The following is a 26,393-nucleotide window of genomic DNA, read 5'->3' as shown; positions in this document are numbered from 1 at the left end:
TCTGCCGTAAGATCGACGGTTAACACACCGACGGTAAACAGTCGACCACTGACAGTAAGGAAGCACCACGATGGCTGGAGCAACAGCACCCCTGCTGGGACTGCAAAAGAAAAGCCTCCGCGAGCAGGCCCTTGCCGCGCTGCGCACCGCCATCACCAGCGGCGAACTGGCACCCGGCCGCCATCTGGTGGAAACGGAACTGTCCGACATGCTCCAAATCAGCCGCGGAACCCTGCGCGAAGCACTGCGCCAGCTGGAACAGGAAGGGCTCCTCTCCGCCGGCCCGCGCGGGCGGTTGTCCGTCCGCCACCTCGATGAAAAAGAGATCAAAGATATCTTCGCCGTGCGCGCGGCCCTCGAATCTCTGGCCGCCCGCACACTCTGCGAACTCCCCGACCGCGTACGGGTGATCGAATCCCTGCATCTGGCAATAGACGCCATGGAAGCCGGCCAGGACGCGTCACTGGAGGAGAGGATCGAATCCGACATGGAATTTCACCGCACTCTGTGCCGGCTCACCGGCAACGAAACACTTCTCCACTCCTGGACCGCCCTCGAAGGCTCCATCCGCATGTCCATCATGTTCGGAGGGCTGGAAAAGGGCGTTAAAAACATGAGCGTCAAACGCCACCGGGACATCGTGGCCGCCATCGAAACCGGCGACGCCTCCCTGGCCCGCAAGACCATCCGCGAACACATGGACACCGCGGCCGACAACCTGGTCGCCTAGCCGAACGACACAGCCTCCAGATGTTGGGGTGCGGCAAAGGCGCCCTCGACCGCCAGACAGCAAAAACTCGCCCGAGCTGCATCGCCTAGCTTTGGTGCAGCTGACCAACGGCGCCGGTCCGCAAGCATGGATTCAGCTGGACACCGCGTTCGCGGCCCTGAACATTTCGACCGTTCGGCGTGTGCTCCCGGCGGGAAGGAGGCTCTTTGCGGTCAGGTGATGGCGGTGGCGTTGGCCGGCGAGCCCGTTCCTCCGGTGATGTTCAGCGGTTTGATGGTGACGAACGCATCCCATTTTTCGGTGGTTCTCATGTGTCGGGCGAGGGGGGCGAGTTTCCATAGTTCCCCGAGGGGCATGCCGAGTTTGGCGAGGAGTTGCTGGTGCATCATGCCGTGGTCGTTGGGGGCTGACCGTAGGAAGGGGCTTCCGGGCACGGCCGGGAGGCATTCGAGCGCGAAGTTGTCGGCGGCAAGGAGTGCGAGCCGGTGGTCCCAGGCCCAGGCGACGAAATCCTCTGACTGGGCGATGCCGGTGGCACGCCGGCCGTCGCGGGTCCGCTGTTTCTCCTCGGGGGTCAGGGCCAGGAACCACTCGCACCATCCGGTATGGAGCATGAGGACGTCTCCCGGGCAGATGGTGAGGGACTGCGCCTCAATGGCTTCCCGGATCAAATCGAGGCTGAGCCGTTCACCGGCCGCATGGTCGATGGGCTCGCCGAGGGCGTTCCGGTGCCCGTCCAGGTCGACCAGCACTCCCCTGCCGACGATGGGATTTTCGGCCCATTCCTGGATGCCGAGGTCCGGCGTGTCTTCTGTGATTCGGTCATCCGGAGTGCCGTTGTAAAAACCGACGTCGTCCGCCCGGCGGTGCCGCAGACCGTCGATCTGTGTGGAGCCCTGAAGGTAGTAGCCGTCCAGGTAGTCGTCCCGGTGGGCTGGGTGGGAGGAGTAGATCGTGTGGCGCGGTGCGCTGCGTTTCAGCGACATTCCGGGATCGAAGGCATCGGCCGGGTAGTCCAGACCGAAGACCGTGCCGGTCCTGACGCAGTTCGTGGCTTCCAGGATGGTGTCCTGGGTGATGAAGGATGGCGTTCCCCGCTCCGGTTCGGGAAACAATCCCCAGGATGTCCCGGCTAGCCCGCCCTCCCTTTCAAGCAGTTGGGCAAATGTCGGGTAGGTTCCGTCCCCGGCAGGCAATGTCATCGCGCCGCTACCTCCTGGGGCGCCTCTACTTTTTTCTGCTGGTGCTTGTAGCTGAGGAGGAACCCGGCAATGGCGCACGCCGAGGCAACGATGCACAGAGGGGGCTTGAACGCGTCATTGAAGAATTGCAGCCAGTCACCCTGCCCGGCGATGAGGGCGATGGCCTGGCCTGCGACGAATACGACTCCGCCCAGCAGGAGTAAGGCGAGTGTCAGTACGAAGATGACTTCGATGGCTCGTCTGGTCTGGTGCATGTCTTGTTCCTTTAGATCGGCAGGACGCCGACGATGATCAGCACGCCGATTCCCAGCAGTGGCAGGGCGTAGTGGGTGAGCAGGCGCGAGAAGGTCTTGACCGGGTTGACGTCAGCGATGCCGCAGGCCACGTAAAGCGGTGCGCCTCCGGGGGGAACCGCCGCTTCGCAGGAGGAGAAGATCAGCACGGCGACGGCGGCGGTGGTGGCAGGCACGCCGGCGGCGACGAGTGTGGCGACGCCGACGGTTCCGACGGCGGCCATCGTGGCCGTGGCGGAGAGCGGTGCGGCGACGGCGATGACGATCAGCCCGATGAGGATGGCGAGGAGCCACAGGGGCAGGTTCAGCTGGCTGAGCAGGGCGGTCATCTGTTTGGGCAGGCCGGTGGCGGCGAGGGCGTTGGCGCCCGCGAAGGCGAAGACCACGGTGATGCCGACGATGCCGAACCTCGGGGCGGAGTCCCGCAGCAGGGTCCACCAGGCGCGGCCGCTGCCCGGAAGCTGTTTCCTGCCCAGCAGGGCCCCGGTGATGAGGAGGACAACCGGAATCCAGACGATAACGCTGACGGTTTTGGTGATATCTCCTCCGGTCCAGTCCGACAGCGCCGTCGCGATGGAGCCGGAGGTGATGATCAGCGGGATGGCCACCACAATGAAGAGCAGCAGGGTGGCCCAGCCGTGCCCGAAGGCTATCCGGGCGGTCAGGCGGTGTGCGGGGTCCAGCGGGGACATCCCGCTCTTGCGGATCAGCAGCCAGGTGACGATGAGCCGGTGCAGGAAGCACCAGAGGCCGCCGATGAGCAGGGGACGGACGAGGTCGTTGACGTTCAGCAGGGGCCCGACGGTGGCGGATCCGACGAGGACGAACATGGAGGCACTGAACGGGAAGGTGATGCCCATTCCGGCGTTTCCGGCCACGAGCGTCGCGGCCGAGGGCTTGTCCAGCTTGGATTTTTCCATCCAAGGGATGGTTACCGAGCCGACGGTAGCGGCGATGGCCGCCTGGTTGTGGACCACCCCGCCCAAGCCAGCGGACGCCACGGTGGACACCCAGGCGGGGCCCCCCTTGACCCCGCCGATCAGGGAATTCAGCAGGTCGATGAGCTTGTCCAGCACCCCTGTCTTGTCCAGCAGGTATCCCATGAAGACGAAGGCCATGGTGGCGTAGACGATTTCGTCCGTGGCGGCCGAGTACAAGGACGCCCAGCCGATCTGTGCAGCGGCGGCCCCCGTGAACGGGAGCACGGCCAGGAACCCGAGGATCATGGCTTCGCCGACACTGCGCTTGATCAGTGTCGTCCAGAGCAGGATGACGGCCAGGTAGGCCCCCAGGGCCCAGATGCCGATCATGTTGCCGCTCCTGACAGGGGATTTCTTGCTGGAAGGTTCATCGTTGATTCCTGTAAATGATTCTCCCTGATGCCGGGGTCAGCGCAACGCCGGTGCCGCCGACGCCGTGTCCTGGGCCATGCGCGTCAGGGCGGCAGCTGAGGCTGCCGTCATCTCGGCGGGCACCCCCAGGTCGGAGAGATAGCTGGCGGTGTCCTGCATTTCCTTGGAGCGGCGCAGGGCGTGCTTGGCCGTGCCGGTCAGGAACCTGTCGATGACGGCGTGGCCGTCACCGGCGAGTTGCCCGGCGATCTGCCCTCGGATCCAGTCCTCCAGGCCGGCGGCCCGTCCGGCGGTGACTGCTTCGACGACGACTGAGGCCATGCCTTTCATCAGAACGCTGCGTAGCAGCTTGTGGGCCATCGCGGCCCCGGGCTCCCCGTCGGCGATTTCGACGTCGGCGCCCAGCGGGGACAGGAGCCCGGCCACTGCCCGGGATCCCGGGCCGCTGACCATCAGGGGCGTCTTTACTCCTTGGGTGGGGACGGGTCCCAGAATGGCGACGTCGGCGAAGACCGCCGCGCCGGGCAGCTGCCCGAGTTCCTGCATGACGTGCGGTGAGGATGAGGTGAAGTCCGCGTAGCAGCTGCCGGCCGGCAGGACCGGCAGGCATTCCTGGGCCACGCTTCGTGCGGCGCCAGCCCCGGTGAGGACAAGGACGATATCCGCGCCGGCGCAGGCTTCTGCGGCGGTTGCTGCCCGGGTGACGCCGGCCGGCGTGGAGGGGGCGACGGGATCGAATCCTGTCACGCTGTGGCCTGCGTCGACCAGGGCGGCCGCGTAGGTGGCTCCGGCCTCACCGAGGCCGATGACGGTGCACGCTGTCATTTGGTATGTGTCTTTTCTGTCTCGTGGCGGTCGGCGATGATGGCGGCCCGGCGGCTGGTTTCGTCGGCGAAGACGGCCTCGGCGGCTTCCGCCACGGCTGCTGCCTGGTCCCTGGGGATGACGACGACGCCGTCGGAATCGCCGATGATGATGTCCCCCGGGAGGACGGGGATCCCGCCGAAGGAAATGGGGGTGCCCAGGCGCGACGGTCCGTTTTTGTATGGGCCCGCCGGGGTGACGGCACGGGCGAAGACCGGCATGCCGATCTCGCCGAGGGCTTCGGCGTCGCGGGCTGCACCGTCCACGGCGAAGCCCGCGATGCCGAGGTTGATGGCGCGTTCGCCGATCAGTTCGCCCAGCAGTGCCCGGGATTCGTCCCCGCCGCCGGAGACGACGATCACGTCTCCGGGGCGGGCGAGCTGCAGTGCGCGGTGGATGCCCTGGTTGTCGCCGGGTCGGGTCCAGACGGTGAAGGCCGGCCCGGCGAGGCGGGCGCCGGGCCAGATGGCCTGGATGGCTGAGTCTGCGATTCCGAGGCGGTCCATGGCGTCGCCGATGTTGGCGGCGGGCAGTTTGGCGAGGCGCTCGAGCACGTCCTTGTCGGGGCGGGCGAAGTCTGCGTCGATGTCCTCAAGGACGGGCGTTGTCATGGTGGTTTCTTCCGGGGCTAGGGGTTGGTGGGAGGGCTAGTCTTTTTTCTGGACCAGCGGGAGGACCTTCTTGAAGTCCTCTTCCTGTCCGGCCCAGAACTTCTCGTAGTCGCCGCCGGAGAGGTAGCTGGTCTGAAGGCCCAGGGCGCTCATCTTTTCCTTGACGGTGGGGTCCTCGATGGCTTTCTGCAGGGCGGCTTCGAGCTTCTTGGCGACGGCGTCAGGCAGCCCGGCCGGGGCCGAGTAACCGCGGACGGTGCCGGCGGTCAGGTCATAGCCGGCTTCCTTGAAGGTGGGAACATCCGGCAGCGAGGGGGCACGCTCGGCGGTCATGACGCCCAGGACGCGGGCCTTGCCCTGCTTGGTCAGGTCGGTCACGTCGCTGACGTTGGCGACCAACACGTCCACGTGTTTGCCGAGGAACGCGGTGGTGGCCTGCGAGGCGCCTTCGGAGAAGTGCACGGGAGCGAACTCGGAGCCGGTGGCCTCCTGGATCTGGGCCAGGGCGAAGTGTTCGCCGGTCTGCAGCCCGGTGGTGCTCGCGGTCATCGACTTCGGGTTGGCCTTGACCGCGTCGAGGAGGTCCTTCAGCGTTTTGTAGGGGCTGTCGGGCTGGACGGCGATGACGGCGGGGTCGATGACCTGGCGGCCGAGGGGTTGGAAGCTGGCCCGGGTGTATTTGGCGCCGCGGGCGGGGTCCAGCGGTGAGACGACGACGGAGGGGGAACCGGTGGCGCCGATGGTGTAGCCGTCGGGCTTGGCGCTGGTCAGTGCTGTGTAGCCGATCTGTCCGCCGGCGCCGGGCTTGTTAATGACCTCGACGTTGGTTCCGAGTTCCTTCTCAAGGATCGGCTGGACGAGGCGGGCTGCGGTGTCCACGGCTCCGCCGGAGCCGAAGGCCACGATCAGGTCGATGGACTTGCCCTTTTTCGGGAAGTCGTCCGCGGAGGCGGCGTTGTTGGCGCTGGCGTTGGCGCCGCAGCCGGTGAGGGCGATGAGGGCCGCTGCTGCGAGGGCTGCGGTGATTTTCTTGGGTGACAAGGGTCTTCTCCTTTGAAGAAATGTGTGAGTGAGACGGGTTGACAGGAACTCGGGTGGGATGAGCAGGTTTAGGCTTCGGGATCCTCGGTGAGGGCCTTGGGTTTGCGGAACTTGAGCAGCGGGCTGCAGATGATCAGCACTCCGACGCCGATCAGCACGGCGGAGATGGGGCGGCTGGTGAAGACGCTGAAGTCGCCCTGGGAGATTTCCAGTGATTCGCGCAGTGAGCGTTCCATCAGCGGGCCCAGCACCAGGGTGAGGACCATGGGCGCCAGCGGGATGTCCAGGTTCCTCAGGGCCAGGCCGAGGAGGCCGAAGCCGATCATGACGAAGACGTCGAAGACGTCGAAGTTGATGGTGTAGGCGCCGATGACCATGAAGAGCAGGATGATGGCGGTCAGGACGGGGGTGGGAACGCGCAGGATGGAGGTCCAGAGGCCGACCAGGGGGACGTTGAGCAGCAGCAGCAGCACGTTGCCGATGAAGAGGCTGGCGATGATGGCCCAGGCGATCTCGGAGTGGTCGGTGAACAGGGCGGGCCCGGGTGTCAGGCCCTGCTGGAGGAACGCGCCCATCAGCACGGCGATGGTCGGGGATGCGGGGATGCCGAGGGTGAAGAGCGGGATGAGTGCGGCATTGGCGTGGGCGTTGTTGGCCGTTTCGGGACCGGCGACGCCTTCGACTGCGCCCTTGCCGAGTTGGTGGCGGAAGCGGGAGAACTTCTTTTCCGCGGCGTAGGACAACAGGGAGGACACTGATCCGGTCATGCCGGGGATAAGGCCCAGTCCGAAGCCGACGCCGGTGCCCCGGGCTATGGCGGGGGCGCTGCGGCGCCATTCCGTCCGGGTCGGGAGCAGGGAGCGCATGCCGGGGGCGTGCACCAAGGGAGTTTCGGAGTTCTTGCGGTAGGAGAGGATTTCGGAGAGCCCGAAGACGCCGACGATGACGGCGACGAAGCTGACGCCGTCCAGGAGCCGGTCCATCCCGAAGGTGAAGCGCGGGGCGCCGGCGACGGGGTCGATGCCGACCATGGATATCAGCAGGCCCAGGGCGCCGGAGATGATGGCCTTGATCATGGACTTGCCGGCCAGTGCCACGAGCAGGGAGATGCCGACGACCATGAGTGCGAAGAATTCCGGGGGCCCGATGAGCAGCCCCAGTTCGCCCAGGGGTTTGGCGGCAAAGACCAGGCCGATGGTGGCGATGGTTCCGCCGATGAAGGATCCCACGGCGGCGAGGGTCAGTGCCGCGCCGGCCCTGCCAAGTTTGGTCATCGCGTAGCCGTCGATAGTGGTGATCGCCGACGATGCCTCACCCGGGGTGTTCAAGAGGACGCTGGTGATGGTTCCGCCGTACTGGGTGCCGTAGAAAATCGCACACAGCATGATGATGGAGCCGGCGGGATCCAGGTTCAGGGTGAGCGGGATGAGCAGGGCCACGCCGGCCACCGGGCCGACACCGGGAAGGACTCCGATGATGGTGCCCAGCAGGCAGCCGAGGAAGGCAAAGAGCAGGTTTTGCCAGGTCATGGCGGTGGCGAAGCCGCCGAGCAGTTCGTTAAGTGTGTCCACGTCTAGAGTCCGATCAGGTTCAGCGGAGCGAAGGCCGACACGGGGAGGGCGACGTTCAGACCGTAGTTGAAGGCGTAGAACGCGCCGACACTTCCGGCGAGGGCGATGATCAGCGAGGACACCCAGGCCGGCGGCCGCGCAGTTTCAGGTGGTAGAGCAGGAACAGGAACATGCTCAGCTGAAAGCCCAGCAGGTCCATGACGGATGCCAGGACAACGAGGCTGACCACAACGGAGATGACCACACCCCGGTCGATCCCCTCGGCCCTCTCGCTCGGCCGGCGCAGTTCCTGGACCAGCCAGAGCGCCGACATCGCGACCAGCACAGCGCCCATGGCGAACGGGAACAGGCCGGGGCCCGGTCCCAGCGACGTCCACAGGCCGAGGCTGACCGAACTGGCCACGACATAGACGCCGACGGCGGTGAACGCGCCGATGCCCGTGAGCACCGACGGAGCGACGCGGATGGCGCGCTCCGGTTTGGTCAGTAGTGACTCCGTTGTCATCGTTTCCTTCTTACATTGCGTGATCGTTCATTTCATAGAATGAAAGAACATTTCGTCTGAAGAAATAGTGACAGGGGACACACGCTCTGTCAAGCGGCGGGAAGTTACATAGAATGGAAGAATGACGACGACAGCCTCCACACGCCCGGGCAGTTCAGCGGAAGACGGCCCGAAGGCCTCAAATATGCGCTCACTGTCCAGGGCGATGGAGGTGTTCGCAGAACTCCAGCGCGCGGAGCGGCCCCAGCGCCTGAGTGACCTGGCACGGACCTGCGGCATGAGCCTGCCGACCACGCTGCGGATCCTGCGGGTCCTCCAGGATTTCGGCATGGTCAGCCAGACCGACAAGTCGTACCGGATTGGTCCCGCAGTCCTGCCTGCGGCCCGAAGCTACCTGGAAAACGACCCCCTCGTGGTGGCCGCCCGGCCGGTACTCCAGCAGGTGGCCTCCCAGACGGGACTCACGGCATCCCTCTACACCAGGCTTGGCTTTGAAAGGATCCTGGTCGCACGCGTCGACGGTGATGCTCCCCTGCGCTACGACCTCCCCCTGGGCAAGCGGCTCCCCCTCACTCTGGGGGCGGCCGGCAAGATTCTGCTCGCGTCAGCATCCGAAGAAGAGCTTCAGCAGGTGGTGACGGCGGCAATCGCGATGGGCCAGGAGGACGCGGCATTCACGGCCGTGGAGCTGCGCTCCCGACTGCCCGAGCCTGGAACCGACTATGCGTACTCCTCCGATGAGCGGGCCACTGGGGTCCACTCGGTGGCTGTGGCCGTGCCCAACCGGCTGGGACGCCACACGGAGTCCATTTCCCTGACCAGCCCCGTGGAGGCAGCCAGCCACGCCACCCTGACGGCCGGTGTCCCTGAACTGCGGCGGGCCGCGGGCAGACTCTCCGAGCTGCTCGAAGGCTCCGTCTACTAGACCAGCCAGATAGCCAGCGGCGCACGGTGACGTCGTTGATGTCTCGCTAGCTCCACAGGTCCGACCCGCACGCGCAGGCCGCGGCCAGGCGGATGACCGCATCGGTGGGGGCCAGGATCTGCGGGTCTTCGCGCGGTTCGTACCGGACGTCGCCGGGGGCGTAAATAATGGCTCCGTGCGTAATGGTTAGCTCTCCTGGCTGAAGATGTTCTTGGCGACGGCCATCGCACTCATGCCGTTGGGCCAGCCGGAATAGAACGCGAGGTGGAGGATCGCCTCCTTCAGCTCGTCCTCGGTGACGCCGTTCCGGCGCGCGTAGTCGAGATGGAAGGTGAGCTGTTCGGCCTTGCCCATGGCTGTCAGTGCGGCGACAGTGATCAGGCTTCGGTCCCGCTTGGACAGGCCCTCACGTTCCCATACCTCGTCGAACAGGACTTTGTCCGTGTAGTGGACCATTCCGGGCGCGAAGTCACCGAAGGCCTTCTGTCCGCCGGTCCAACCCGTTTCAGTATTTTCGGTCATGATCATTTCCCTTCTTCGTCGGTATCTCCATGACATCTCGTATTCGCCGCCGGCGGGAGTCTCTGATGAGGGGTGTACTGACAGAGACTCCCTGAAGCAGCCCCCCGGGTCGTAGCGTCGGTGGTGTGAACAACCGGAACGAAGTGCGCGAGTTCCTCATGTCCCGCCGAGCGAAACTCGCACCCGGGCAGGCCGGGTTGCCTGTCGGGACGCACCGCCGGGTGGCTGGACTGAGGCGCAGTGAGGTTGCGATGCTCGCCGACGTGAGCGTCGAGTATTACGCGAAGATCGAGCGCGGCAACCTAACAGGCGTCTCCGACGCTGTCCTCGAATCGGTGGTCCGCGCCCTGCAGCTCGACGACGCCGAGCGGGAGCATCTGTTCGATCTCGCCCGGGTCGCCAACGGCGCTTCCGCCCCGGTACGGAAGCGCAAACCGAAGACGTGGGTGCCCCGGGAGAGCCTGACCCGCGCCCTGGATGTGATCACTAACGGGCCCGCGTTCGTCCGTAACGGACGGATGGATATCCTCGCCGCCAACACCCTGGGCCGCGCGTTCTACGATCACGTCTTCGACGGGCCAGGGCAGGGCAATCTCGCCCGGTTCTGCTTCCTCGACGAACGCGCTAAGAATTTCTACCCAGAGTGGGAAGCCGCCTCTGACGTCACCGTGTCAATCCTGCGCACCGAGGCCGGCCGCGACCCGCGCGACACGCAGCTGCATGACCTGATCGGCGAGCTCTCCACCCGCAGTGACGCGTTCCGCACCCGGTGGGGAGCCCATACCGTGCGCCGCCACGGTACGGGCACGAAGAACTTCCACCACCACGAGGTCGGCGACCTGACTTTGACCTACGAGGGTTTGGAGCTGACGGCAGAACCCGGCCTGTCGTTCCTGATCTACACCGCCGAGCCCGCCTCCCCGAGCGAGGAACGCCTCCAACTGCTTGCCAGCTGGGCCGCCACCCAACAGCAACAGCACGGCGCCGCCCTAAAGATGACACATGCCGCCGAACCAAAGGAAACGAAACGATGAAACAGCTTCCGCAGTCCGCCACCAGCAAGAACCCGCCGGCGCAATTCACCGGCGACGTCTGGGTGGACCCGATCGCCGCTCCCCAGGAGCCCGGCCAGCGAATGGTCGTCGCCTGCGTGCGGTTCGCACCGGGTGCCCGGACCGCCTGGCACTCCCACGCCAACGGGCAGACGCTGCACATCACCGCCGGCGTCGCCCTGATCGGTACCCGCGACGGGACTGCCATCCGCGCTGTACCCGGCCAGACCATCTACACCCCTCCCGGAGAAGAACACTGGCACGGCGCAGCACCGGATCGGTTCATGGAACACCTGGCCATGCTAGAAAACGCCGACGACCCCGCCACCACAACGACCTGGCTCGAACACGTTACCGACAACGAATACACCAACGCACCCGACCACACCACGGAGGCATGACCATGCACACACGAACACTCGGCCAAGGCCTGGAAGTCTCGGCGATCGGGCTCGGCGCCATGGGCATGTCCCAGAGCTACGGACCCAACCCCGGCAGTCGCGATGAGATGATCGCGGTGCTGCAATCCGCCGTTGACCAGGGTGTCACCTTCTTCGACACCGCCGAGGTCTACGGCCCCTATGACAACGAAGAACTCGTCGGCGAAGCCCTTCAGCCGATCCGTGACCGGGTCGTGATCGCCACGAAGTTCGGCTGGGACATCCAGGACGAAAAGTCCGTGGGACTGGACAGCCGGCCCGAACAGATCCGGCGCGTCGCCGACGAATCCCTCAAGCGGCTGCGCACCGACGTGATCGACCTGTTCTACCAGCACCGCGTCGACCCCGACGTGCCAATCGAGGACGTCGCCGGCACCGTGAGCGAGCTGATCGCTGAGGGGAAGGTCCGCCACTTCGGCCTGTCCGAGGCCTCTGCCGCCACGATCCGCCGCGCGCACGCCGTCCAGCCCATCACCGCGCTGCAGAGCGAGTACTCGCTGTGGACACGCGACCCTGAGGCCGAGATCCTGCCCACTCTCGCGGAACTCGGCATCGGGTTCGTGCCGTTCAGCCCCCTCGGCAAGGGCTTCCTCACCGGCACCGTGGATACGTCCACCACCTTCACAAACGGCGACATCCGCCACCGCGTCCCCCGCTTCAATCAGGAGAACCTCGCCGCCAATCACGCCCTCGTCATACATGTTGCTGACCTGGTCAGGGCGAAGGATGCGGCACCAGCGCAGATCGCGCTGGCCTGGTTGCTTGCCCAGCAGCCGTGGATCGTACCCATTCCCGGTACCCGGCGCACAGCCCGCATCAAGGAGAACGCCGAGGCCACACAGGTCGCGCTCTCTTCCGACGAGATCGCCGACCTCAACGCCCTCGCCCAGCGCCTCGGTGTCCACGGTGACCGCTACAACTCCACTCACATGAGCTACGTCAACCGCTGAACCACCAGGCCTGCGCAAAGTAAGGCACACCCCAACCTGACGTCAGGCAGGCGGCCAAGAGGTTGTCAGAATAGGGTTCGGTTGTTTCTTTCCTGACGATGGCTCCGGAAACTCTCAAACCCTAACTTGACGCTATTGACTCGACTGCCGGCGGCAGGGCGACACATGATCGGTTGTCGGTGTTCGGTCTGGGAATCGACGTTCTGGCCGCCAATCAATTGCCAGTCGGTGTCTGCGCAATTGAGCCTTGGCGACGCCATCCCCGCGCGACGATCCCGAGGGAATTGATCCGAACACCGGCGCCGGTCATCCACCGGCGAAAGCGAGTCAGTGAAACCGGCGAGACGGCCCCGCCGGACTTTCGGGAACCTAGCCGATCAGCGCCAGCACAGCCCCGGCAGCCACCACTCCCCCGGCTGCCGCGCGGACGTCGGTGACAGTCCCGTCCCGGTGAGCCGAGACCTGGGTTTCCATCTTCATGGCTTCGAGGACCACAACCGGGTCCCCTGCCGCTACCTCGGCGCCGGGTTCAACGAGCCACTTCACCACGGTCCCGGCCATGTCGGCGCGCAGCTCGCCCGGGTCGGCAGCGCCAGCACCGCCGTCGGACGCTGCTTCCACGGACACGCCGGCAGGGCTGGGCCCGCCTGAGCGGGCCCAGCCGTCCAGCAGGTCGGCCGGAAGGCCGACGGCGAGGCGCCGTCCGTCCACGTCGACGGTGATGGTGCGGCGTTCGCCGTCGGGCGCGGCGGTGCTGTAATCGGGATCGGCCGGGATCTTGTCCGCGAAGTCGGTTTCGATCCAGCGGGTGTGGATGCCCAGCCCGTCTTCGGATGTGAAGTCCGGGGATTCCAGCACTGCCCGGTGGAACGGCAGAACGGTGGCGACCCCGGTGATGCGCATTTCGGCGAGGGCCCGGCGGGCGCGGCGCAGGGCCTGCTGGCGGTCCGCGCCGGTGACGATCAGCTTCGCGAGCAGGGAATCGAACTGCGGCGCGACGAAGGAGCCGGAGCGGACGCCGGTGTCGAGGCGGATGCCCGGGCCGGTGGGGCCGGCGAACTCGCCGATGGTGCCGGGCGAGGGCAGGAAGCCGCGGCCCACGTCCTCGGCGTTGAGCCGGAATTCGAAGGCGTGCCCCCGCGGCTTCGGGTCCTCGGTGAGGCGCAGCGGCTCCCCCGCGGCGATCCGGAACTGTTCCTGGACCAGGTCGATCCCCGTGGTTTCCTCGGTGATGGGGTGCTCCACCTGGAGCCGGGTGTTGACCTCGAGGAACGCCACGGTGCCGTCCGTCGCGACCAGGAATTCCACCGTGCCGGCGCCGGAGTAGCCAGCTTCGCGGCAAACGGCCTTGGCGGCGTCGTAAATCAGGCTGGTCTGCTCGTCGCTGAGGAACGGCGCGGGTGCCTCCTCCAGGAGCTTCTGGTGCCGGCGCTGCAGTGAGCAGTCGCGGGTTCCGACGACCACCACGTTGCCGTGTGTGTCCGCCAGGACCTGCGCCTCGACGTGGCGCGGACGGTCCAGGTAGCGCTCCACGAAGCACTCGCCGCGGCCGAAGGCGGCCACTGCTTCCCGGACGGCGGAGTCGAAGGCTTCCTCGACCTCGTCGATGACCCGGACCACCTTCATGCCGCGGCCACCGCCGCCGAAAGCGGCCTTGATGGCGATGGGCAGGCCGTGCTGTTCGGCGAAAACCCGTGCCTCGGCAGCCGTGTCGACGGGACCGTCGCTGCCGGCCACCAGGGGTGCGCCGGCCCGGACGGCTGCGTCGCGGGCCGTGATCTTGTTGCCGAGCAACCGGATGGCGTCCGGCGTCGGACCGATCCAGGTCAGTCCGGCGTCCAGGACCGCCTGGGCAAAGTCGGCGTTCTCGGAGAGGAAGCCGTAGCCGGGGTGGACGGCGTCCGCTCCGGACTCGGCCGCCACGGCGAGGAGCTTGGGGATGTTCAGGTACGTGTCCGCGGGCGAGTTGCCGTCCAGGCTGAAGGCTTCATCGGCGGCGGAGACGTGCAGGGCGTCGGCGTCGATGTCGGCGTACACGGCGACGGACGCTAGCTGCGCGTCGTCGCAGGCCCGGGCTATGCGGACCGCGATTTCTCCACGGTTGGCGATCAGGACCTTGCGCATCAGTTACTCGCTTCTTCTTCGGTGGTGGCGTGTTTGGTGGTGCCGAGTTCAGTGGTGCCGCCGTCGGTGGCCTCGGACTCGGCCGCGGCGAATTCGGCCCAGCGGAAGCGGATCTTCCCGCCGATGGGCACCTGCGCGGCGAGGTCAAGCTGGGAGTCGACCACCACGGCGATCACCGGGTAACCCCCGGTGATGGGGTGGTCGGCCAGGAAGAGCACAGGCAGGCCCTCCGGCGGGACCTGCAGGGCGCCCGCCACGGTGCCTTCGCTGGGCAGTTCGCCCTGGCGGCTGCGCTGCAGCGGGGTCCCGTCCAGCCGCATGCCCACGCGGTTGGACTGCGGCAGCACGGACCAGTCCTGGGCGGTGAAGGAGTCCAGCGCCGCCTGATCGAACCAGTCGGCGCGGGGGCCGGGGACGACGTCGAGGACGGTCACCCCGGTGCCCGGGTAGTCCGGCTGCAGTTCCGGAGCCCCGACGACGCCGGACTCGGCCTCCCCGCCGTCGGCCAGCACCTGGCCGGCGGCCAGGGGCGCCGGGCCGATCCCGGACATCGTGTCCGTGGAGCGGCTGCCCAGCACAAGGGCCGCATCCACGCCGCCGCGGACGGCGAGGTAGCTGCGAAAGCCGCTGCGCGGCGCCCCAAGGCTGAGCGTTTCGCCGTCGAGCAGCGCGAACGGGGCGGCGATCGGCACCGCGCGGTGCCACGTTTCGCCGGTGCTGTCCGGCGCCGACTCGATACTGAGTGCCGACGGTGCGCCGGAGACTGCCAGGACCTGGTCCGCCACGGCCTGGACCTTGAGCCCGCCGGCCACGGTCTCGATGGCCGCTGCGCCGGGGGCGTTGCCGACGAGCCGGTTGGCCCGGCGCAGCGAGGCCCGGTCCAGCGCACCGGCGGCGGAGACGCCCAGGCCGGAGTGGCCATGCCGGCCGAGATCCTGGATCAGGCTCTGCATCCCGGGCGAAACGATCCGGAGTCCGCGGGCGACGTCCCGCGCAGCCGGCTGCGGCGCGGTGCCGGCGTTCTCAGCCGCAGACTCTGCGGCCGTCTCTGCGGCTGAATCAGCGGATGATTCAGTGACTGAATCAGCGGCGAGCATGACCTCAGCCCGGATGGGGCGGAACTGCACCCGGTGGCCGGGGGCGGCCAGGGCGGGCTGGTCCCGGCCCAGGTCCCACATTCGGGCGCTGGTGCGCCCGATCAGCTGCCAGCCGCCCGGGGAACGGCGCGGGTACACGGCCGAATAGTTGCCGGCCAGCGCCACGGAACCTGCGGGCACGGCGGTGCGCGGCGAGCTGCGCCGGGGCACTTCCAGCTGCTGGTTCTCCCCCACCATGTACCCGAAGCCGGGCGCGAAGCCGGCGAAGGCCACGGTCCAGACCTGGCCGGAATGGGCGGCGATCACGCCCTCCGTGCCGAGGCCGGTGAGCCTCCCGACCTCGGCGAGGTCTTCGCCGTCGTACACGGTGTCGATGACCACCAGGCCGCCGTCGAGCTGCACGGGTGCGGTGAGGTCCAGCTGCAGCAGCCGGGCGGCGATGCGCCGGGCCGAGGCCGGGGAATCGGCCTTGACCAGGACGGTCTCGGCCGCGGCCAGGACATCCTGCTGGCCCGGCAGCGGCTTCTCCAGCAGCAGCGACTGCAGGGCAAGCACGTCCTGGGTGCCGGAGAGCTCGGCCAGGACCGCGCGCGTTCCCACGGCCCGCACGGAACGGACCCTATGAAGTGCTGCGTACTCTACCTTCGGGGGTTCCCCTGCTGTCTCAATCACGAGGTGCCTCACTCATAGTGCCGGAGAAATTTTGCCGGAGAAATTGTGCCGGTGGACAGGATCCGCTGAACCGGATCCGAAGGGCTCAGGCGTGGGATTCCTGCAGGAGCCGCTCTTCTTCGTCGGTATGCGGATTGCGCCCGATGGCGAGCCCGATCACCGTCACGATCGAAGCGACCGCGAGGTAGCCGGCGATCAGGAACCAGTTGCCGCTGGAGGCGAAGAGGGCGGTGAAGACCAACGGTGCGATGGCGCCGCCGAACACGCCGGCGATGGTGTAAGCCAGCGAGCTGCCGGCGTAGCGCAGCCGGGCCGGGAACTGTTCGGTGATGTAGGCGGCCTGCGGGCCGTACATGAAGGCGTGGAACGCCAGTCCAATCACGATGCCGATGGTCAGCATGAGGACCGACTTGCCCTGGATCATCAGGAAGAACAGGGGGATGTACACGGCGGTTCCGACGGCGGCGATGCCGTAGACGAGACGGCGGTTGACTCGGTCCGTGAGGGCGCCGGCGGCGGGGATCAGGACCAGCTGGAAGGCCGAGCCGATCAGGATGGCGGTGAGGACGTTACTCGTGGTCATGCCCAGTTCCTTAGTGGCATAGACGGCCATGAAGACGGTGAGCAGGGAGTACAGCACATCCGGGCCAATGCGGGACAGTGCGGCCGACACGAGAGCGCGCGGTTCCTTGGTAAAGACCTCTTTGATGGGGGCCTTGGGCGCCTCGCCGTGAGCCTTAATGGCCTTGAAGACGGGAGTTTCCTCGAGCTTGAGCCGGATCAGCAGGCCGAAGCCCACCAAGATGGCCGAGGCGAGGAAGGCCACGCGCCAGCCCCAGGAGAGGAAGTCTTCGTTGCTAAGGGTCGCGGCGAGGATGGCCAGGACGCCGTTGGCCATCAGGTTGCCGGCGGGCGGGCCGATCTGGGCGGCGGAGGACCAGAAACCGCGCTTTCGCGGGTCACCGAATTCGCTGGAGAGCAGCACCGCTCCGCCCCATTCGCCGCCGACGCCGATGCCCTGTGCCAGGCGCAGCAGAACCAGGATGACGGGAGCTGCCAGGCCGATGGTGGCGTAGCCCGGGAGCGCGCCGATCACGACCGTTGCGATGCCGATCAGTAGCAGGGTGGTCACGAGGACGTGCTTGCGGCCGATTTTGTCACCGAGCCGGCCGAAGATCACGCCGCCGATGGGACGGGCGAGGTAGCCCACCGCAAAGGTCGAGAAGGACAGCAGCAGCCCGACGTATTCGTCGTTCCCGGGGAAGAAGACCTTGGGGAACACCAGGGCCGAGGCCACGGAGTAGATCGCGAAGTCGTAGTACTCCAGCGACGTACCGGTGAGGCTCGCGACGTAGGCCTTGAGGGCGCCGGGCGGCATCCTCTTCTTGCTGGCGGCCGGGGTGGCCTGCTGCGGTGTGGTCATGGTTTTCCTCCAGGTGTGCGGGTGCTGCCTGTTGCTAGGGGTGGAGCCAGCGTTTGGGGTGGGTCCGGCACGCTGCTGTGAGCTTCGGCCGGGACGAAGGCGGGTGCCTTAGACGAACGCGGCGGTGTCGATCCCGGCGGCGTTGAGCGCCTCACGCACTGCAGCGGCCATGGTGACGGCTCCCGGTGAGTCGCCGTGCACACAGATGCTCTCTGCGTGGATCTTCAGGATGGAGCCGTCGATGGTGCGGACGGCGGAATCGGTGGCCATCCGGAGGACATGCTCAGTGACGAGAGCGGGGTCCTCCAGCACGGCTCCGGGGAGCGCACGGGAAACGAGGGTGCCGTCCGGGTTGTAGGCGCGGTCGGCAAAGGCTTCGGTGACCGCGCGGAGGCCGGCAGCCTCGGCGAGGCGCAGCACTTCCGAGCCCGGCAGGCCCAGGATCGGGAGGTTCGGGTCAACGGACTTCACGGCGTCGACGACGGCCTTCGCCTGGCGGGTGTGCGCCACGATCGCGTTGTAGAGCCCGCCGTGCGGCTTTACGTACCGGACCGTGCCGCCCTCGGCGGCGGCCAGCGCCTGCAGCGCGCCGATCTGGTAGACGACGTCGTCCGCCAGTTCGATCGGATCAACGTCCAGGAAGCGGCGGCCGAACCCGGCCAGATCGCGGTAGCCCACGTGGGCGCCGATCACTACGCCGGCGGCAATCGCCTCGCGGCAGGTCCGGCGGATGACGCTGGGGTCACCCGCGTGGAATCCGCAAGCCACGTTGGCGCTGGAGACAGAGCGGAACATCGCCGTGTCGTCGCCCAGGGTCCAGCGTCCGAAGGACTCGCCAACGTCGCTGTTCAGGTCAATGGTCGCCATTTGTGATCCTCGTCTCATGATAGCCCCCTACTAAGGATGCATCACTTTTGCCGATTGTTCAACAATCCGACGATTCAACGTTCAGACAATCGTGTAGATTCGGCACCATGACGACTTCCGATGCTGATGCCGGCCCCGCCCTGGGCGCGGCGGCGGCGCGGCTGCGCGTGGCCGTGCCGTCCGTGGCGGACCGGGTGGCAGCCGAACTGCGCCTGCAGCTGGCGGAGGGCCTGCTCCTGCCGGGAACGCGGCTCACAGAATCGACCATCGCCGAGGATCTGGGCGTTTCCCGCAACACGGTCCGCGAGGCCTTCGCCGAACTAGCGGCCGAGCGCCTGGTGGTCCGGCACCCGAACCGGGGCGTCTTCGTGGCCAGCCTGGAGGCTGGCGACATCCACGACGTCTACACGGTGCGCCGCGCCATTGAAGTCAGTGCGATCCGCGGCGGCGGCAGCCCGGAGCGGGTGGCGGCGGTCCGCGCGGCCGTGGAAGAGGGCAAAGCCGCGGCCGCCGCCAACGACGAAGAGGGCCTGGGCAACGCCAACCAGCATTTCCACGGCGCGATCGTGGCCCTGGCAGGCAGCCGGCGGCTGGATACGATCATGTCCCAGGTCCTGGCCGAGATGCGGCTGTTCTTCCACAAGGCCACCGTGGACGCGCACTTCTACCGGGGCTACCTGCCGGACAACGAGGAAATCTGCAGGGCCCTGGAAGCCGGGGACCTGGACCGCGCCGGGGAGCTGCTGCTGGCCTATTTGAACCGGTCAGAGGAACGCCAGGCCGCCGTCCACGGCGAGTGAACTGCCGCTGGGCTGGGCCCCGTCCCGCGCCCCGCATCCGGTCCTGCGACCCCCATTCAGCCTGGCCACGCGCAAATTTCCTGCCGACGCCTGTATTCCCGCGTCGAGGGGGAGTTCGCGCGTCGGTGAACACATCCCGCGTCGCCGGGCAAATCCAGCCGGGTCAAACTGCGCGTCGCCGGCGCATACAGCCGGGTCATACCGCGTCGCTGAGCGCATCCGCCGTCGCCGTCCCCGTCGCCGGAGATTCGGTGCGTCGCAGCTGATCGAGCCCGCCCTTCATCCCGATCGCGAGCAACCCTTGACAGACTGTAGCCAGCGTCACATACTTGTGGAACCGATTCCATGGAATCGATTCCACAGACTTTTCCAGAGCAGTTCAAGGGCGAAAGGCGCAGCAGTGACGGGACCTTCCATCACCATCAAGGACGTGGCAGCACTGGCCGGCGTCTCGTCCGCCACGGCCTCCAGAGTGCTGTCCGGAAACCCGGCAACGTCCGCGGAATCGCGCCAGAAGGTCGCCGCCGCCGTCGCCGAGCTGGATTTTCACCCCAACGCCCAGGCTCGCGCGCTCCGTTCCACCAGGACCAACGTCATCGGGCTGCTCCTCTCAGATATCCGTAACCCGTTCTTCGCCGACCTGGCGCACGCCGCGGAGCAGGCGGCCCTCGCGGAGGGGCTTGTCACCCTGCTGGGGAACGCCAACGAGAGCATCCCGCAGCAGGACCGGTACCTGGACACCTTTATTTCGCAGCGCGTGGACGGCGTGATCGCCGCACCGCAGGGCGAAGGGAGCTCGAGCCTGCGCGCCCTGCTGGAACGGGACATCCCCACGGTGTTCGTTGACCGGACGGTCGACGGAATCGATGTGCCGAGCGTTACCACCGACGGTGATGTCGGCATCCGCCAAGCCGTGGAGCATCTGGTCCGGCAGGGCCACGAGCGCGTCGGCTACATCGCCGGACCCCAGACCACGTCCACCGGCCGGGACCGGCTCAAGTCCTACTCCCGCGCGGCCCGCGAGTTCGGGCTCAGCGCCGATCCCGCACTGACGTACTTCGGCGACTTCCAGTCCGCCAGCGGCTCGGCCGGCGCGCACCACCTGCTGGGCCTCGCGCAGCCGCCAACCGCACTCCTGGCCGCCGACAGCCCCATGGCCGTCGGCGCGCTGGCCACCCTGAACCGCAAGGGCCTGCGCATCGGACGGGACATGGCCCTCATCGCCTTCGACGACATCGAATGGTTCTCCCTGCTCGATCCGCCGCTGACCGTCATCTCCCACGATGTAGAGGCGATGGGCCGGACCGCGGTCAGGCTCCTGCTCGAGGTGATCGACGGGCAGAAGCCGGACTCGGTCGTCCTCCCGAGTGAACTCATTGTCCGCGCCTCCTCGGGCGCTGCGGACCCAAGCAAGGGGCTGCCGTGACAACAGCAACGCCGTCCAGTCCGACCCCTCTGATTTGCGGCCTGGGGCACCGTCCGACACCACCGAAGGAGCAGGTCCAATGAGCACGGTTTTTGTGGTCGGAAGCCTCAATATCGACCAGAACATCCGCGTCCGTTCCCTGCCGCGGGCGGGCGAGACCGTCCGGGGTTCGGACGCGACGTTCAGCCCCGGCGGCAAGGGCGGCAACCAGGCCGTCGCGGCGGCCCGGGCCGGCGCCACAGTGAAGTTCACCGGCGCCGTCGGCGGCGACGCGCATGGCCGACGGATCCTTGAGGTTCTGACCGAGGCCAGCATCGACGCCGGTCACGTCCGGGTCAGCGGCACCGACGCCACCGGAACGGCGGTCATCGCCGTCGACGACCACGGCGAAAACCAGATCATCGTCAGTCCGGGCGCGAACTCCGGGATCACAGCGGCCGACGTCGATGCCGGACTCGCCGCCGTCCAGGCCGGCGACGTCCTGGTTCTGCAGCTCGAGATCCCGACGGAGCTGGTCCGGCAGGCTGCGCACATCGCGAAGAGCCGCGGCGCATTCGTCATCCTCAACGCCGCCCCCGCCCCCCGGCAGATCGATGGCCTGCTCGACGACGTCGACCTCCTCGTGGTGAACGAGCAGGAAATCCAGGTTCTCGCCGGCCTCGGCGGAATACCCGGCAACCACCGGGAGCTGGTCCAGACTCTTCCGCCTGTCCTGGGTCCGGCCATCGTCTGCACCGCCGGCGCGGAAGGGTCCTTCACAGTCCTCGATGGCAGTCTGGTGCATGTGCCGGCCGCCAAGGTAGCCGCCCGGGACACCACGGGAGCCGGCGACACGTTCGTGGGCTACCTCGCCGCATCTCTGGCCGACAACCCAAGCGACCTGTCTGCCGCAATGGTTCACGCCACGCGCGCTTCGGCACTTGCAGTCACGCGCGCCGGCGCCATGGAATCGATTCCATGGGCGCGTGAACTACCGGCGTCCGCGCCGAACCCCGCGAATCCGAACACAGCCAATCCGAACCCAGCCAATCCGAACCCCGCCAACCCGATCACAGCATTTTCCAGCCCTGTCGTTCCGAACTAAGGAGACCCATGAAAATCGCACTCGGCAACGACCACGCCGGCTTCCCCCTCAAATCGTTTGTCCAGTCAGTCCTGGAGGACCTCGGCCATGAGGTCATCGACTGCGGCGCGCCCAGCGAGGCGCCGGTCGATTTCCCGGACATCACCCGGGCCACCTGCGATCTGGTCCGCTCCGGCGAGGCCGAGCGCGCCGTGCTGGTCTGCGGCACCGGGGTGGGCGCCGTGATGGCGGCCAACAAGATCCCGGGCATCCGGTGCGCCCTGGGCCACGACGTCTATTCTGCCCACCAGAGTGTGGAGCACGACGACGCGAACGCAATCGCCATGGGCGCCTGGCTGATCGGCAGGGCCACCGCCAAGGAAGTCCTCCAGTCGTTCCTCGACGCGAAATTCGACAACGACGAAGACACCATCCGGCGCGTCCAAAAGCTGCGCGAAATGGAGCTCGAGGGAGCACGGGAACTGGCCGCCGAAATCTGACCGGACGGCACCGCACCACCAATCGTTTACCTGGCCTTCGGCATGCTGCCCAAGGCTGTCCAGCAATATCAAAGGAGATATAGAATATGACGGCAGCAATCACGGACCGGCCGCGCCAGGCCGCCCACGGGTCACCCGGAAAGATCAAGACCGCCGTGGCCTCGGCCGCCGGCACGTGCGTGGAAAACTACGACTTCGTCGCCTACGGCACGGCCGCGGCCCTGTACTTCGGCAAGGTCTTCTTCCCCAACACGGACCCTGTGGTCGGAACACTTCTGGCCTTTGCCACCCTGGCGGTGGGCTTCCTGATGCGGCCCATCGGCGGTGCCGTCGGCGGCTACCTCGGCGACAAGTACGGCCGCAAGCCCGTGCTGGTCGGCGCGCTGCTGACCATGGGCATCGCCACCGTCCTGATCGGCTGCCTCCCCACGTACGGCCAGGTCGGCATCCTCGCACCCATCCTGCTGGTCATCATCCGGATGATCCAGGGCCTGGCCTTCGGTGCTGAATGGGGCGGCGCCGTCATGATGACGTTCGAGCACGCACCGTGGAAGAAGCGCGGCCGTTTCGCGGCCATCCCGCAGGCAGGCAACCCGCTGGGCATCACGCTGGCCAACGCCGCGTTCCTGCTCTCCGCCTCCCTGCAGACCGACTGGGCCTGGCGGCTGCCGTTCCTCGCCAGCTCCGTCCTGATCGTCGTCGGCCTCGTTGTCCGGATGAGGCTTGAGGAATCCCCCGAGTTCGAACACACCAAGGCCACGGGCGCGATCGTCAAGAACCCGCTGGCCACCGTGGTCAAGAACGACTGGCGGAACATCCTGCGGGTGATCTCCCTGCGGATCGTGGAGAGCTGCGCGTACTACGTCACGGCCACGTACCTGCTCTCCTACATCACGAAGAACAACCCCGAGGACCGGGCCATCGGCCTGACCGGCATTGTGATCGCCAGCCTTCTGGCCATCCCGGTCACGCTGGTCGCCGGCGCGCTCACCGACCGCATCGGCCGCCGCAAGCTCTACCTCGGCGGAACCATCGCCGTCATTGTCTTCGGCTTCCCGATGTTCCTGCTCAGCAACACCGGCAACCCGTTCCTGATCGTCCTGGCGTTCGTGATCGGCATCGGCATCATCCACGCCACGTTTACCGGCACGCAGGGCGCCTGGTTCGCGGAGCTGTTCCGGACCAACACCAGGACCTCCGGCGCCTCCATCGGCTACCAGGTGGCCGCCTCCATTTCCGGATTCGCGCCCTTCCTGGCCGTGCTCCTGGCCTCCGTCTTCGGGTGGGCGGGGGGCGCCTCGCTGTACGTCCTGGTAGGCGTCATTGGCTTGATCGGCGTGCTGAACACCCGCGAAACCTGGGGCGCCAAGGAAAAGGCTGAAGTCGACGCCATCATCGCCGGCGAGCCGGCAGCTGCCGCGGAGGACCAGCCGGCGGCCGCCCGCTAGCAGCGCAGCGAAGACCCCCGCGATAAAGAGCGACCCGGGTTGGCCTCTGGAGGCCAACCCGGGTCGCAGCAGTCTGTGCTATCCCGCGTTACTGTCCGGCCGCCACCGGAACCGGACGCTCATCCGCCGGCTTCCCGGCGTCGGCACCCGCCGCGGGCGGGGTTTTCAGTTTGAGGCTCTTGAAGATCGCGGCCCCGCCGCCCTTGCCGCTGCGGTTCTTATTGAAGATGTCGAAGCCGACGGCGAGGAGCAGCACCAGGCCCTTGATGAGCTGCTGGTAGTCGGTGCCGAGGCCAAGGATCGACATGCCGTTGTTCAGCACACCCATGATGAGGCCGCCGATCATGGCCCCGGCCACGGTCCCGATGCCACCAGTGACCGCGGCGCCGCCGATGAACGCCGCTGCGATGGCGTCCAGTTCGAAGCCGGTGCCGCCGGCCGGCTGGGCTGAGTTGAGCCGGGCCGTGAACACGAGGCCAGCCAGCGCGGCAAGGACGCCCATGTTCACGAACAGCCGGAACGTGACCGCCTTGGTCTTGATGCCGGACAACTCGGCTGCGTGCAAGTTGCCGCCGAGTGCGTAGGTATGGCGTCCGAAGACGCTGTTGTTCATCAGGGCCGTATAGACGATCACCAGAACCGCGAGAACAATCAGGACGATGGGGGTGCCCCTGTAGCTGGCGAGCAGGAAGGTGATGGTCAGCATGAGCAGGGCGATGAACGCGGTCTTGGTGACGAACCACGCCATCGGCTCATTCTCGACTTCAAACTTCATCCGGATCCGGCGTTCCTTGACTGCCTGGACCACCAGCGCCAAGGTGGCGCCGACACCAAGGATGACCGTCAGCCACTCCAGCACCGACGTGCCACCGGAAATGTCCGGCAGGAAGCCGCCGCCCAGCGCCCGCAGCTCGGCCGGGAACGGCGTGATCTGCTGGTTCTTGAGGGTGATCAGTGTCAGGCCCCGGAATATCAGCATCCCGGCGAGGGTGACGATGAAGGCGGGAATGCCGACGTACGCGATCCAGTAGCCCTGCCAGGCACCCACGAGCGCGCCAACGATCAGGCAGGCGGGGATGGCGATCCACCATTCCCATCCCCAGTGCACGATCATGACCCCGGCGATGGCGCCGATGAACCCGGCGACCGAACCGACGGACAGGTCGATGTGGCCGGCGATGATCACCATCACCATGCCGATGGCCAGAATCAAGATGTAGCTGTTCTGGACCACCAGGTTGGTGACGTTCTGGGGCTCCAGCAGGATCCCGTCCGTCAGGATCTGAAACAGCAGGACGATCAGGATCAGGGCGACAAAGATGCCAACCTGGCGGAGGCGGCTTGTCAGGAAGCCCAGGGATTCTCGGAGGGCGGACATGTTCGCTATTCCTTCTCTTTGGTCATGTAGTGCATGAGGGTTTCCTGCGATGCTTCGGCGATCGGGATCTCGCCGGTGATGTGGCCGGCGGACAGGGTGTAGATCCTGTCGCAAATGCCCAACAGTTCGGGCAGTTCGGAGGAGATCACAATGACCGCCTTTCCTTCCGCGGCCAGCTTCGCGATGATCGTGTAAATCTCAAACTTCGCGCCGACGTCGATCCCGCGGGTGGGTTCGTCGAGGATCAGCACGTCCGGATCGGAAAACATCCACTTGCTCAGCACCACTTTCTGCTGGTTGCCGCCGGACAACTTGCCCGTGATGGCGGCGACCGACGGAGCCTTGATGTTCATGTTCTTCCGGTAGTCGTTGGCCACCAGGGTTTCCTGGTTCTTGTCCACCCAGCCGCCCTTCACCAGCTTGCGCAGCGCCGCCATGGAAACGTTCCGCTTGATGTCCTCGATGAGGTTCAGGCCGTAGAGCTTGCGGTCCTCGGTGGCGTAGGCGATCCCGTGCTTGATGGCGGCCGAGACGGTGGAGGTGTTGATTTCCGTGCCGTGCTTGAAGACTCTCCCCGAGGTTGCGGTGCCGTAGCTGCGCCCAAAGACACTCATGGCCAGCTCCGTCCTGCCGGCGCCCATCAGCCCGGCCAGTCCCACCACTTCCCCCTTGCGGACATTGAGGCTGGCGTTGTTGACCACCATCCGGCTGGAGTCCTGCGGGTGTCGGACGGACCAGTCCTCAATCCGCAGGACTTCCTCGCCGATCCGGGGTTCCCTGTCCGGATAGAGGCTTTCCAGGTCCCGGCCCACCATTCCGCGGATGATGCGTTCCTGCGTGATCTCGCCGCCGCCCAGGCGGAGGGTTTCGATCGTCTTGCCGTCCCGGATGATCGTGACGGCGTCCGCGACCTTGCGGATTTCGTTGAGTTTGTGGCTGATGATGATGCTGGTGACGCCTTGGCCCTTGAGGTGCAGGATCAGGTCCAGCAGATGGCTCGAGTCCTCGTCGTTGAGGGCCGCCGTCGGCTCGTCGAGGATGAGGAGCTTGACCTCCTTCGATAGCGCCTTGGCGATTTCCACGAGCTGCTGCTTGCCCACGCTGATGTGCTGGACGGGGGTGACCGGGTTTTCGCTCAGCCCCACCCGGGCCAGGAGTTTCGCGGCCTCCAGGTTGGTCTTGCGCCAGTCCACCCAACCGCGCTTGGCCTGTTCGTTGCCGAGATAGATGTTCTCGGCGATCGACAAATAGGGGCTAAGGGCCAGTTCCTGGTGAATGATCACGATTCCGCGTTTCTCACTGTCGCTGATGCTGGAGAAGGTGCAGGCTTCGTTTTCGAAAAGGATGTCGCCATCGAAGGAGCTGTGCGGGTAGACGCCGGACAGCACCTTCATGAGGGTGGATTTCCCGGCGCCATTTTCACCGCAGATGGCGTGGACTTCGCCGCGGTTCACCTGCAGGGTGACGTCTTGGAGGGCCTTCACGCCCGGGAAGGTCTTGGTGATTCCTCGCATTTGAAGAATGGGTGTGTTCATCG

General features: G+C 66.6%; 25 protein-coding genes. 10 read left to right on the top strand and 15 right to left on the bottom strand.

The genetic code is table 11. The features are described 5' to 3' along the window. Window positions 1–70 precede the first annotated feature (70 nt). Window positions 71–730, top strand: a complete 660-nt coding sequence (locus AC1DKQ_RS06245; RefSeq protein WP_476883162.1) for a GntR family transcriptional regulator — start codon at window positions 71–73, stop codon at window positions 728–730. 212 nt (window positions 731–942) lie between these two features. Here the strand turns inward: AC1DKQ_RS06245 and AC1DKQ_RS06240 are convergent, their stop codons facing one another. The 8 genes from AC1DKQ_RS06240 to AC1DKQ_RS06205 all read right to left on the bottom strand — a co-directional run bounded on the left by AC1DKQ_RS06240 (window position 943) and on the right by AC1DKQ_RS06205 (window position 8,169). Continuing rightward, a complete protein-coding gene (locus AC1DKQ_RS06240) occupies window positions 943–1,932 on the bottom strand; it encodes a cyclase family protein (protein ID WP_476918457.1) in 990 nt (329 codons plus the stop codon). Beyond that, on the bottom strand, window positions 1,929–2,186 hold the full coding sequence (locus AC1DKQ_RS06235) for a hypothetical protein (protein WP_476918456.1): 258 nt from the start codon (window positions 2,184–2,186) through the stop codon (window positions 1,929–1,931). Before AC1DKQ_RS06235 ends, AC1DKQ_RS06240 begins: the two co-directional genes overlap by 4 nt. A gap of 11 nt (window positions 2,187–2,197) precedes the next feature. Continuing rightward, the gene (locus tag AC1DKQ_RS06230) at window positions 2,198–3,535 is read right to left on the bottom strand and encodes a TRAP transporter large permease subunit (protein WP_476918455.1); all 1,338 of its coding nucleotides are present in this window, start codon (window positions 3,533–3,535) and stop codon (window positions 2,198–2,200) included. A gap of 78 nt (window positions 3,536–3,613) precedes the next feature. Next, complete coding sequence (locus AC1DKQ_RS06225; RefSeq protein ID WP_476918454.1) at window positions 3,614–4,402, bottom strand: NAD(P)-dependent oxidoreductase; 789 nt, start codon at window positions 4,400–4,402, stop codon at window positions 3,614–3,616. After that, window positions 4,399–5,052: an RraA family protein gene (locus tag AC1DKQ_RS06220; RefSeq protein WP_476918453.1), complete on the bottom strand. Its 654-nt coding sequence runs from the start codon at window positions 5,050–5,052 to the stop codon at window positions 4,399–4,401. The genes AC1DKQ_RS06225 and AC1DKQ_RS06220 overlap by 4 nt, the downstream gene beginning before the upstream one ends. A gap of 36 nt (window positions 5,053–5,088) precedes the next feature. Then, on the bottom strand, window positions 5,089–6,093 hold the full coding sequence (locus AC1DKQ_RS06215; protein ID WP_476918452.1) for a tripartite tricarboxylate transporter substrate binding protein: 1,005 nt from the start codon (window positions 6,091–6,093) through the stop codon (window positions 5,089–5,091). A 68-nt stretch (window positions 6,094–6,161) separates the two neighbouring features. Further along, window positions 6,162–7,664, bottom strand: a complete 1,503-nt coding sequence (locus tag AC1DKQ_RS06210; RefSeq protein WP_476883155.1) for a tripartite tricarboxylate transporter permease — start codon at window positions 7,662–7,664, stop codon at window positions 6,162–6,164. 109 nt (window positions 7,665–7,773) lie between these two features. Then, window positions 7,774–8,169 (bottom strand): tripartite tricarboxylate transporter TctB family protein, encoded by a 396-nt coding sequence (locus AC1DKQ_RS06205; RefSeq protein WP_476918451.1) that lies wholly within the window; start codon window positions 8,167–8,169, stop codon window positions 7,774–7,776. A gap of 121 nt (window positions 8,170–8,290) precedes the next feature. Here AC1DKQ_RS06205 and AC1DKQ_RS06200 point away from each other — a divergent pair, with 121 nt between their 5' ends. Continuing rightward, complete coding sequence (locus tag AC1DKQ_RS06200; protein ID WP_476883153.1) at window positions 8,291–9,094, top strand: IclR family transcriptional regulator; 804 nt, start codon at window positions 8,291–8,293, stop codon at window positions 9,092–9,094. 186 nt (window positions 9,095–9,280) lie between these two features. Here the strand turns inward: AC1DKQ_RS06200 and AC1DKQ_RS06195 are convergent, their stop codons facing one another. Then, the gene (locus tag AC1DKQ_RS06195) at window positions 9,281–9,616 is read right to left on the bottom strand and encodes a carboxymuconolactone decarboxylase family protein (protein ID WP_476918450.1); all 336 of its coding nucleotides are present in this window, start codon (window positions 9,614–9,616) and stop codon (window positions 9,281–9,283) included. 125 nt (window positions 9,617–9,741) lie between these two features. Between AC1DKQ_RS06195 and AC1DKQ_RS06190 the strand changes: the two genes are divergently transcribed. From AC1DKQ_RS06190 to AC1DKQ_RS06180, 3 genes are read left to right on the top strand one after another with little or no spacing between them, the layout of a single operon-like run. Next, on the top strand, window positions 9,742–10,650 hold the full coding sequence (locus AC1DKQ_RS06190; protein ID WP_476918449.1) for a helix-turn-helix transcriptional regulator: 909 nt from the start codon (window positions 9,742–9,744) through the stop codon (window positions 10,648–10,650). After that, window positions 10,647–11,069 (top strand): (R)-mandelonitrile lyase, encoded by a 423-nt coding sequence (locus tag AC1DKQ_RS06185; RefSeq protein WP_476918448.1) that lies wholly within the window; start codon window positions 10,647–10,649, stop codon window positions 11,067–11,069. Before AC1DKQ_RS06190 ends, AC1DKQ_RS06185 begins: the two co-directional genes overlap by 4 nt. 2 nt (window positions 11,070–11,071) lie before the next feature. Beyond that, window positions 11,072–12,058 (top strand): aldo/keto reductase, encoded by a 987-nt coding sequence (locus AC1DKQ_RS06180; RefSeq protein WP_476918447.1) that lies wholly within the window; start codon window positions 11,072–11,074, stop codon window positions 12,056–12,058. A gap of 369 nt (window positions 12,059–12,427) precedes the next feature. Here the strand turns inward: AC1DKQ_RS06180 and AC1DKQ_RS06175 are convergent, their stop codons facing one another. From AC1DKQ_RS06175 to AC1DKQ_RS06160, 4 genes are all read right to left on the bottom strand, one after another. Then, window positions 12,428–14,182 (bottom strand): acetyl/propionyl/methylcrotonyl-CoA carboxylase subunit alpha, encoded by a 1,755-nt coding sequence (locus tag AC1DKQ_RS06175; protein ID WP_476918446.1) that lies wholly within the window; start codon window positions 14,180–14,182, stop codon window positions 12,428–12,430. After that, complete coding sequence (locus AC1DKQ_RS06170) at window positions 14,182–15,879, bottom strand: 5-oxoprolinase subunit B/C family protein (protein WP_476918445.1); 1,698 nt, start codon at window positions 15,877–15,879, stop codon at window positions 14,182–14,184. The genes AC1DKQ_RS06175 and AC1DKQ_RS06170 overlap by 1 nt, the downstream gene beginning before the upstream one ends. A 157-nt stretch (window positions 15,880–16,036) precedes the next feature. Then, the gene (locus AC1DKQ_RS06165) at window positions 16,037–17,374 is read right to left on the bottom strand and encodes an MFS transporter (RefSeq protein WP_476883146.1); all 1,338 of its coding nucleotides are present in this window, start codon (window positions 17,372–17,374) and stop codon (window positions 16,037–16,039) included. A 108-nt stretch (window positions 17,375–17,482) separates the two neighbouring features. Then, a complete protein-coding gene (locus AC1DKQ_RS06160; RefSeq protein ID WP_476883145.1) occupies window positions 17,483–18,241 on the bottom strand; it encodes a LamB/YcsF family protein in 759 nt (252 codons plus the stop codon). Between the two features lie 107 nt (window positions 18,242–18,348). Between AC1DKQ_RS06160 and AC1DKQ_RS06155 the strand changes: the two genes are divergently transcribed. From AC1DKQ_RS06155 to AC1DKQ_RS06135, 5 genes are all read left to right on the top strand, one after another. Next, on the top strand, window positions 18,349–19,041 hold the full coding sequence (locus tag AC1DKQ_RS06155; RefSeq protein ID WP_476918444.1) for a GntR family transcriptional regulator: 693 nt from the start codon (window positions 18,349–18,351) through the stop codon (window positions 19,039–19,041). Window positions 19,042–19,441: 400 nt separating this feature from the next. Further along, window positions 19,442–20,467 carry a LacI family DNA-binding transcriptional regulator gene (locus AC1DKQ_RS06150; RefSeq protein ID WP_476883143.1) on the top strand — a complete coding sequence of 342 codons (1,026 nt, stop codon included), beginning with the start codon at window positions 19,442–19,444 and terminating at the stop codon, window positions 20,465–20,467. 79 nt (window positions 20,468–20,546) lie between these two features. After that, on the top strand, window positions 20,547–21,551 hold the full coding sequence (locus AC1DKQ_RS06145; RefSeq protein ID WP_476883142.1) for a ribokinase: 1,005 nt from the start codon (window positions 20,547–20,549) through the stop codon (window positions 21,549–21,551). An 8-nt stretch (window positions 21,552–21,559) separates the two neighbouring features. Next, the gene (locus tag AC1DKQ_RS06140; protein ID WP_476883141.1) at window positions 21,560–22,030 is read left to right on the top strand and encodes an RpiB/LacA/LacB family sugar-phosphate isomerase; all 471 of its coding nucleotides are present in this window, start codon (window positions 21,560–21,562) and stop codon (window positions 22,028–22,030) included. An 86-nt stretch (window positions 22,031–22,116) separates the two neighbouring features. Further along, window positions 22,117–23,478, top strand: coding sequence for an MFS transporter (locus AC1DKQ_RS06135; RefSeq protein ID WP_476883140.1), 1,362 nt, complete (start codon window positions 22,117–22,119; stop codon window positions 23,476–23,478). An 88-nt stretch (window positions 23,479–23,566) separates the two neighbouring features. Here the strand turns inward: AC1DKQ_RS06135 and mmsB are convergent, their stop codons facing one another. Together mmsB and mmsA are read right to left on the bottom strand one after the other, a co-directional pair. Further along, window positions 23,567–24,856 (bottom strand): multiple monosaccharide ABC transporter permease, encoded by a 1,290-nt coding sequence (mmsB, locus tag AC1DKQ_RS06130; protein ID WP_476883139.1) that lies wholly within the window; start codon window positions 24,854–24,856, stop codon window positions 23,567–23,569. A 5-nt stretch (window positions 24,857–24,861) separates the two neighbouring features. After that, window positions 24,862–26,391 carry a multiple monosaccharide ABC transporter ATP-binding protein gene (gene mmsA / locus AC1DKQ_RS06125; RefSeq protein ID WP_476918443.1) on the bottom strand — a complete coding sequence of 510 codons (1,530 nt, stop codon included), beginning with the start codon at window positions 26,389–26,391 and terminating at the stop codon, window positions 24,862–24,864. Window positions 26,392–26,393 lie beyond the last annotated feature (2 nt).

Source organism: Arthrobacter sp. 05L421 (assembly GCF_056397785.1).
Note: the sequence above shows the minus strand (reverse complement) of the source record. Positions and strands in the feature narration are given on the sequence as shown.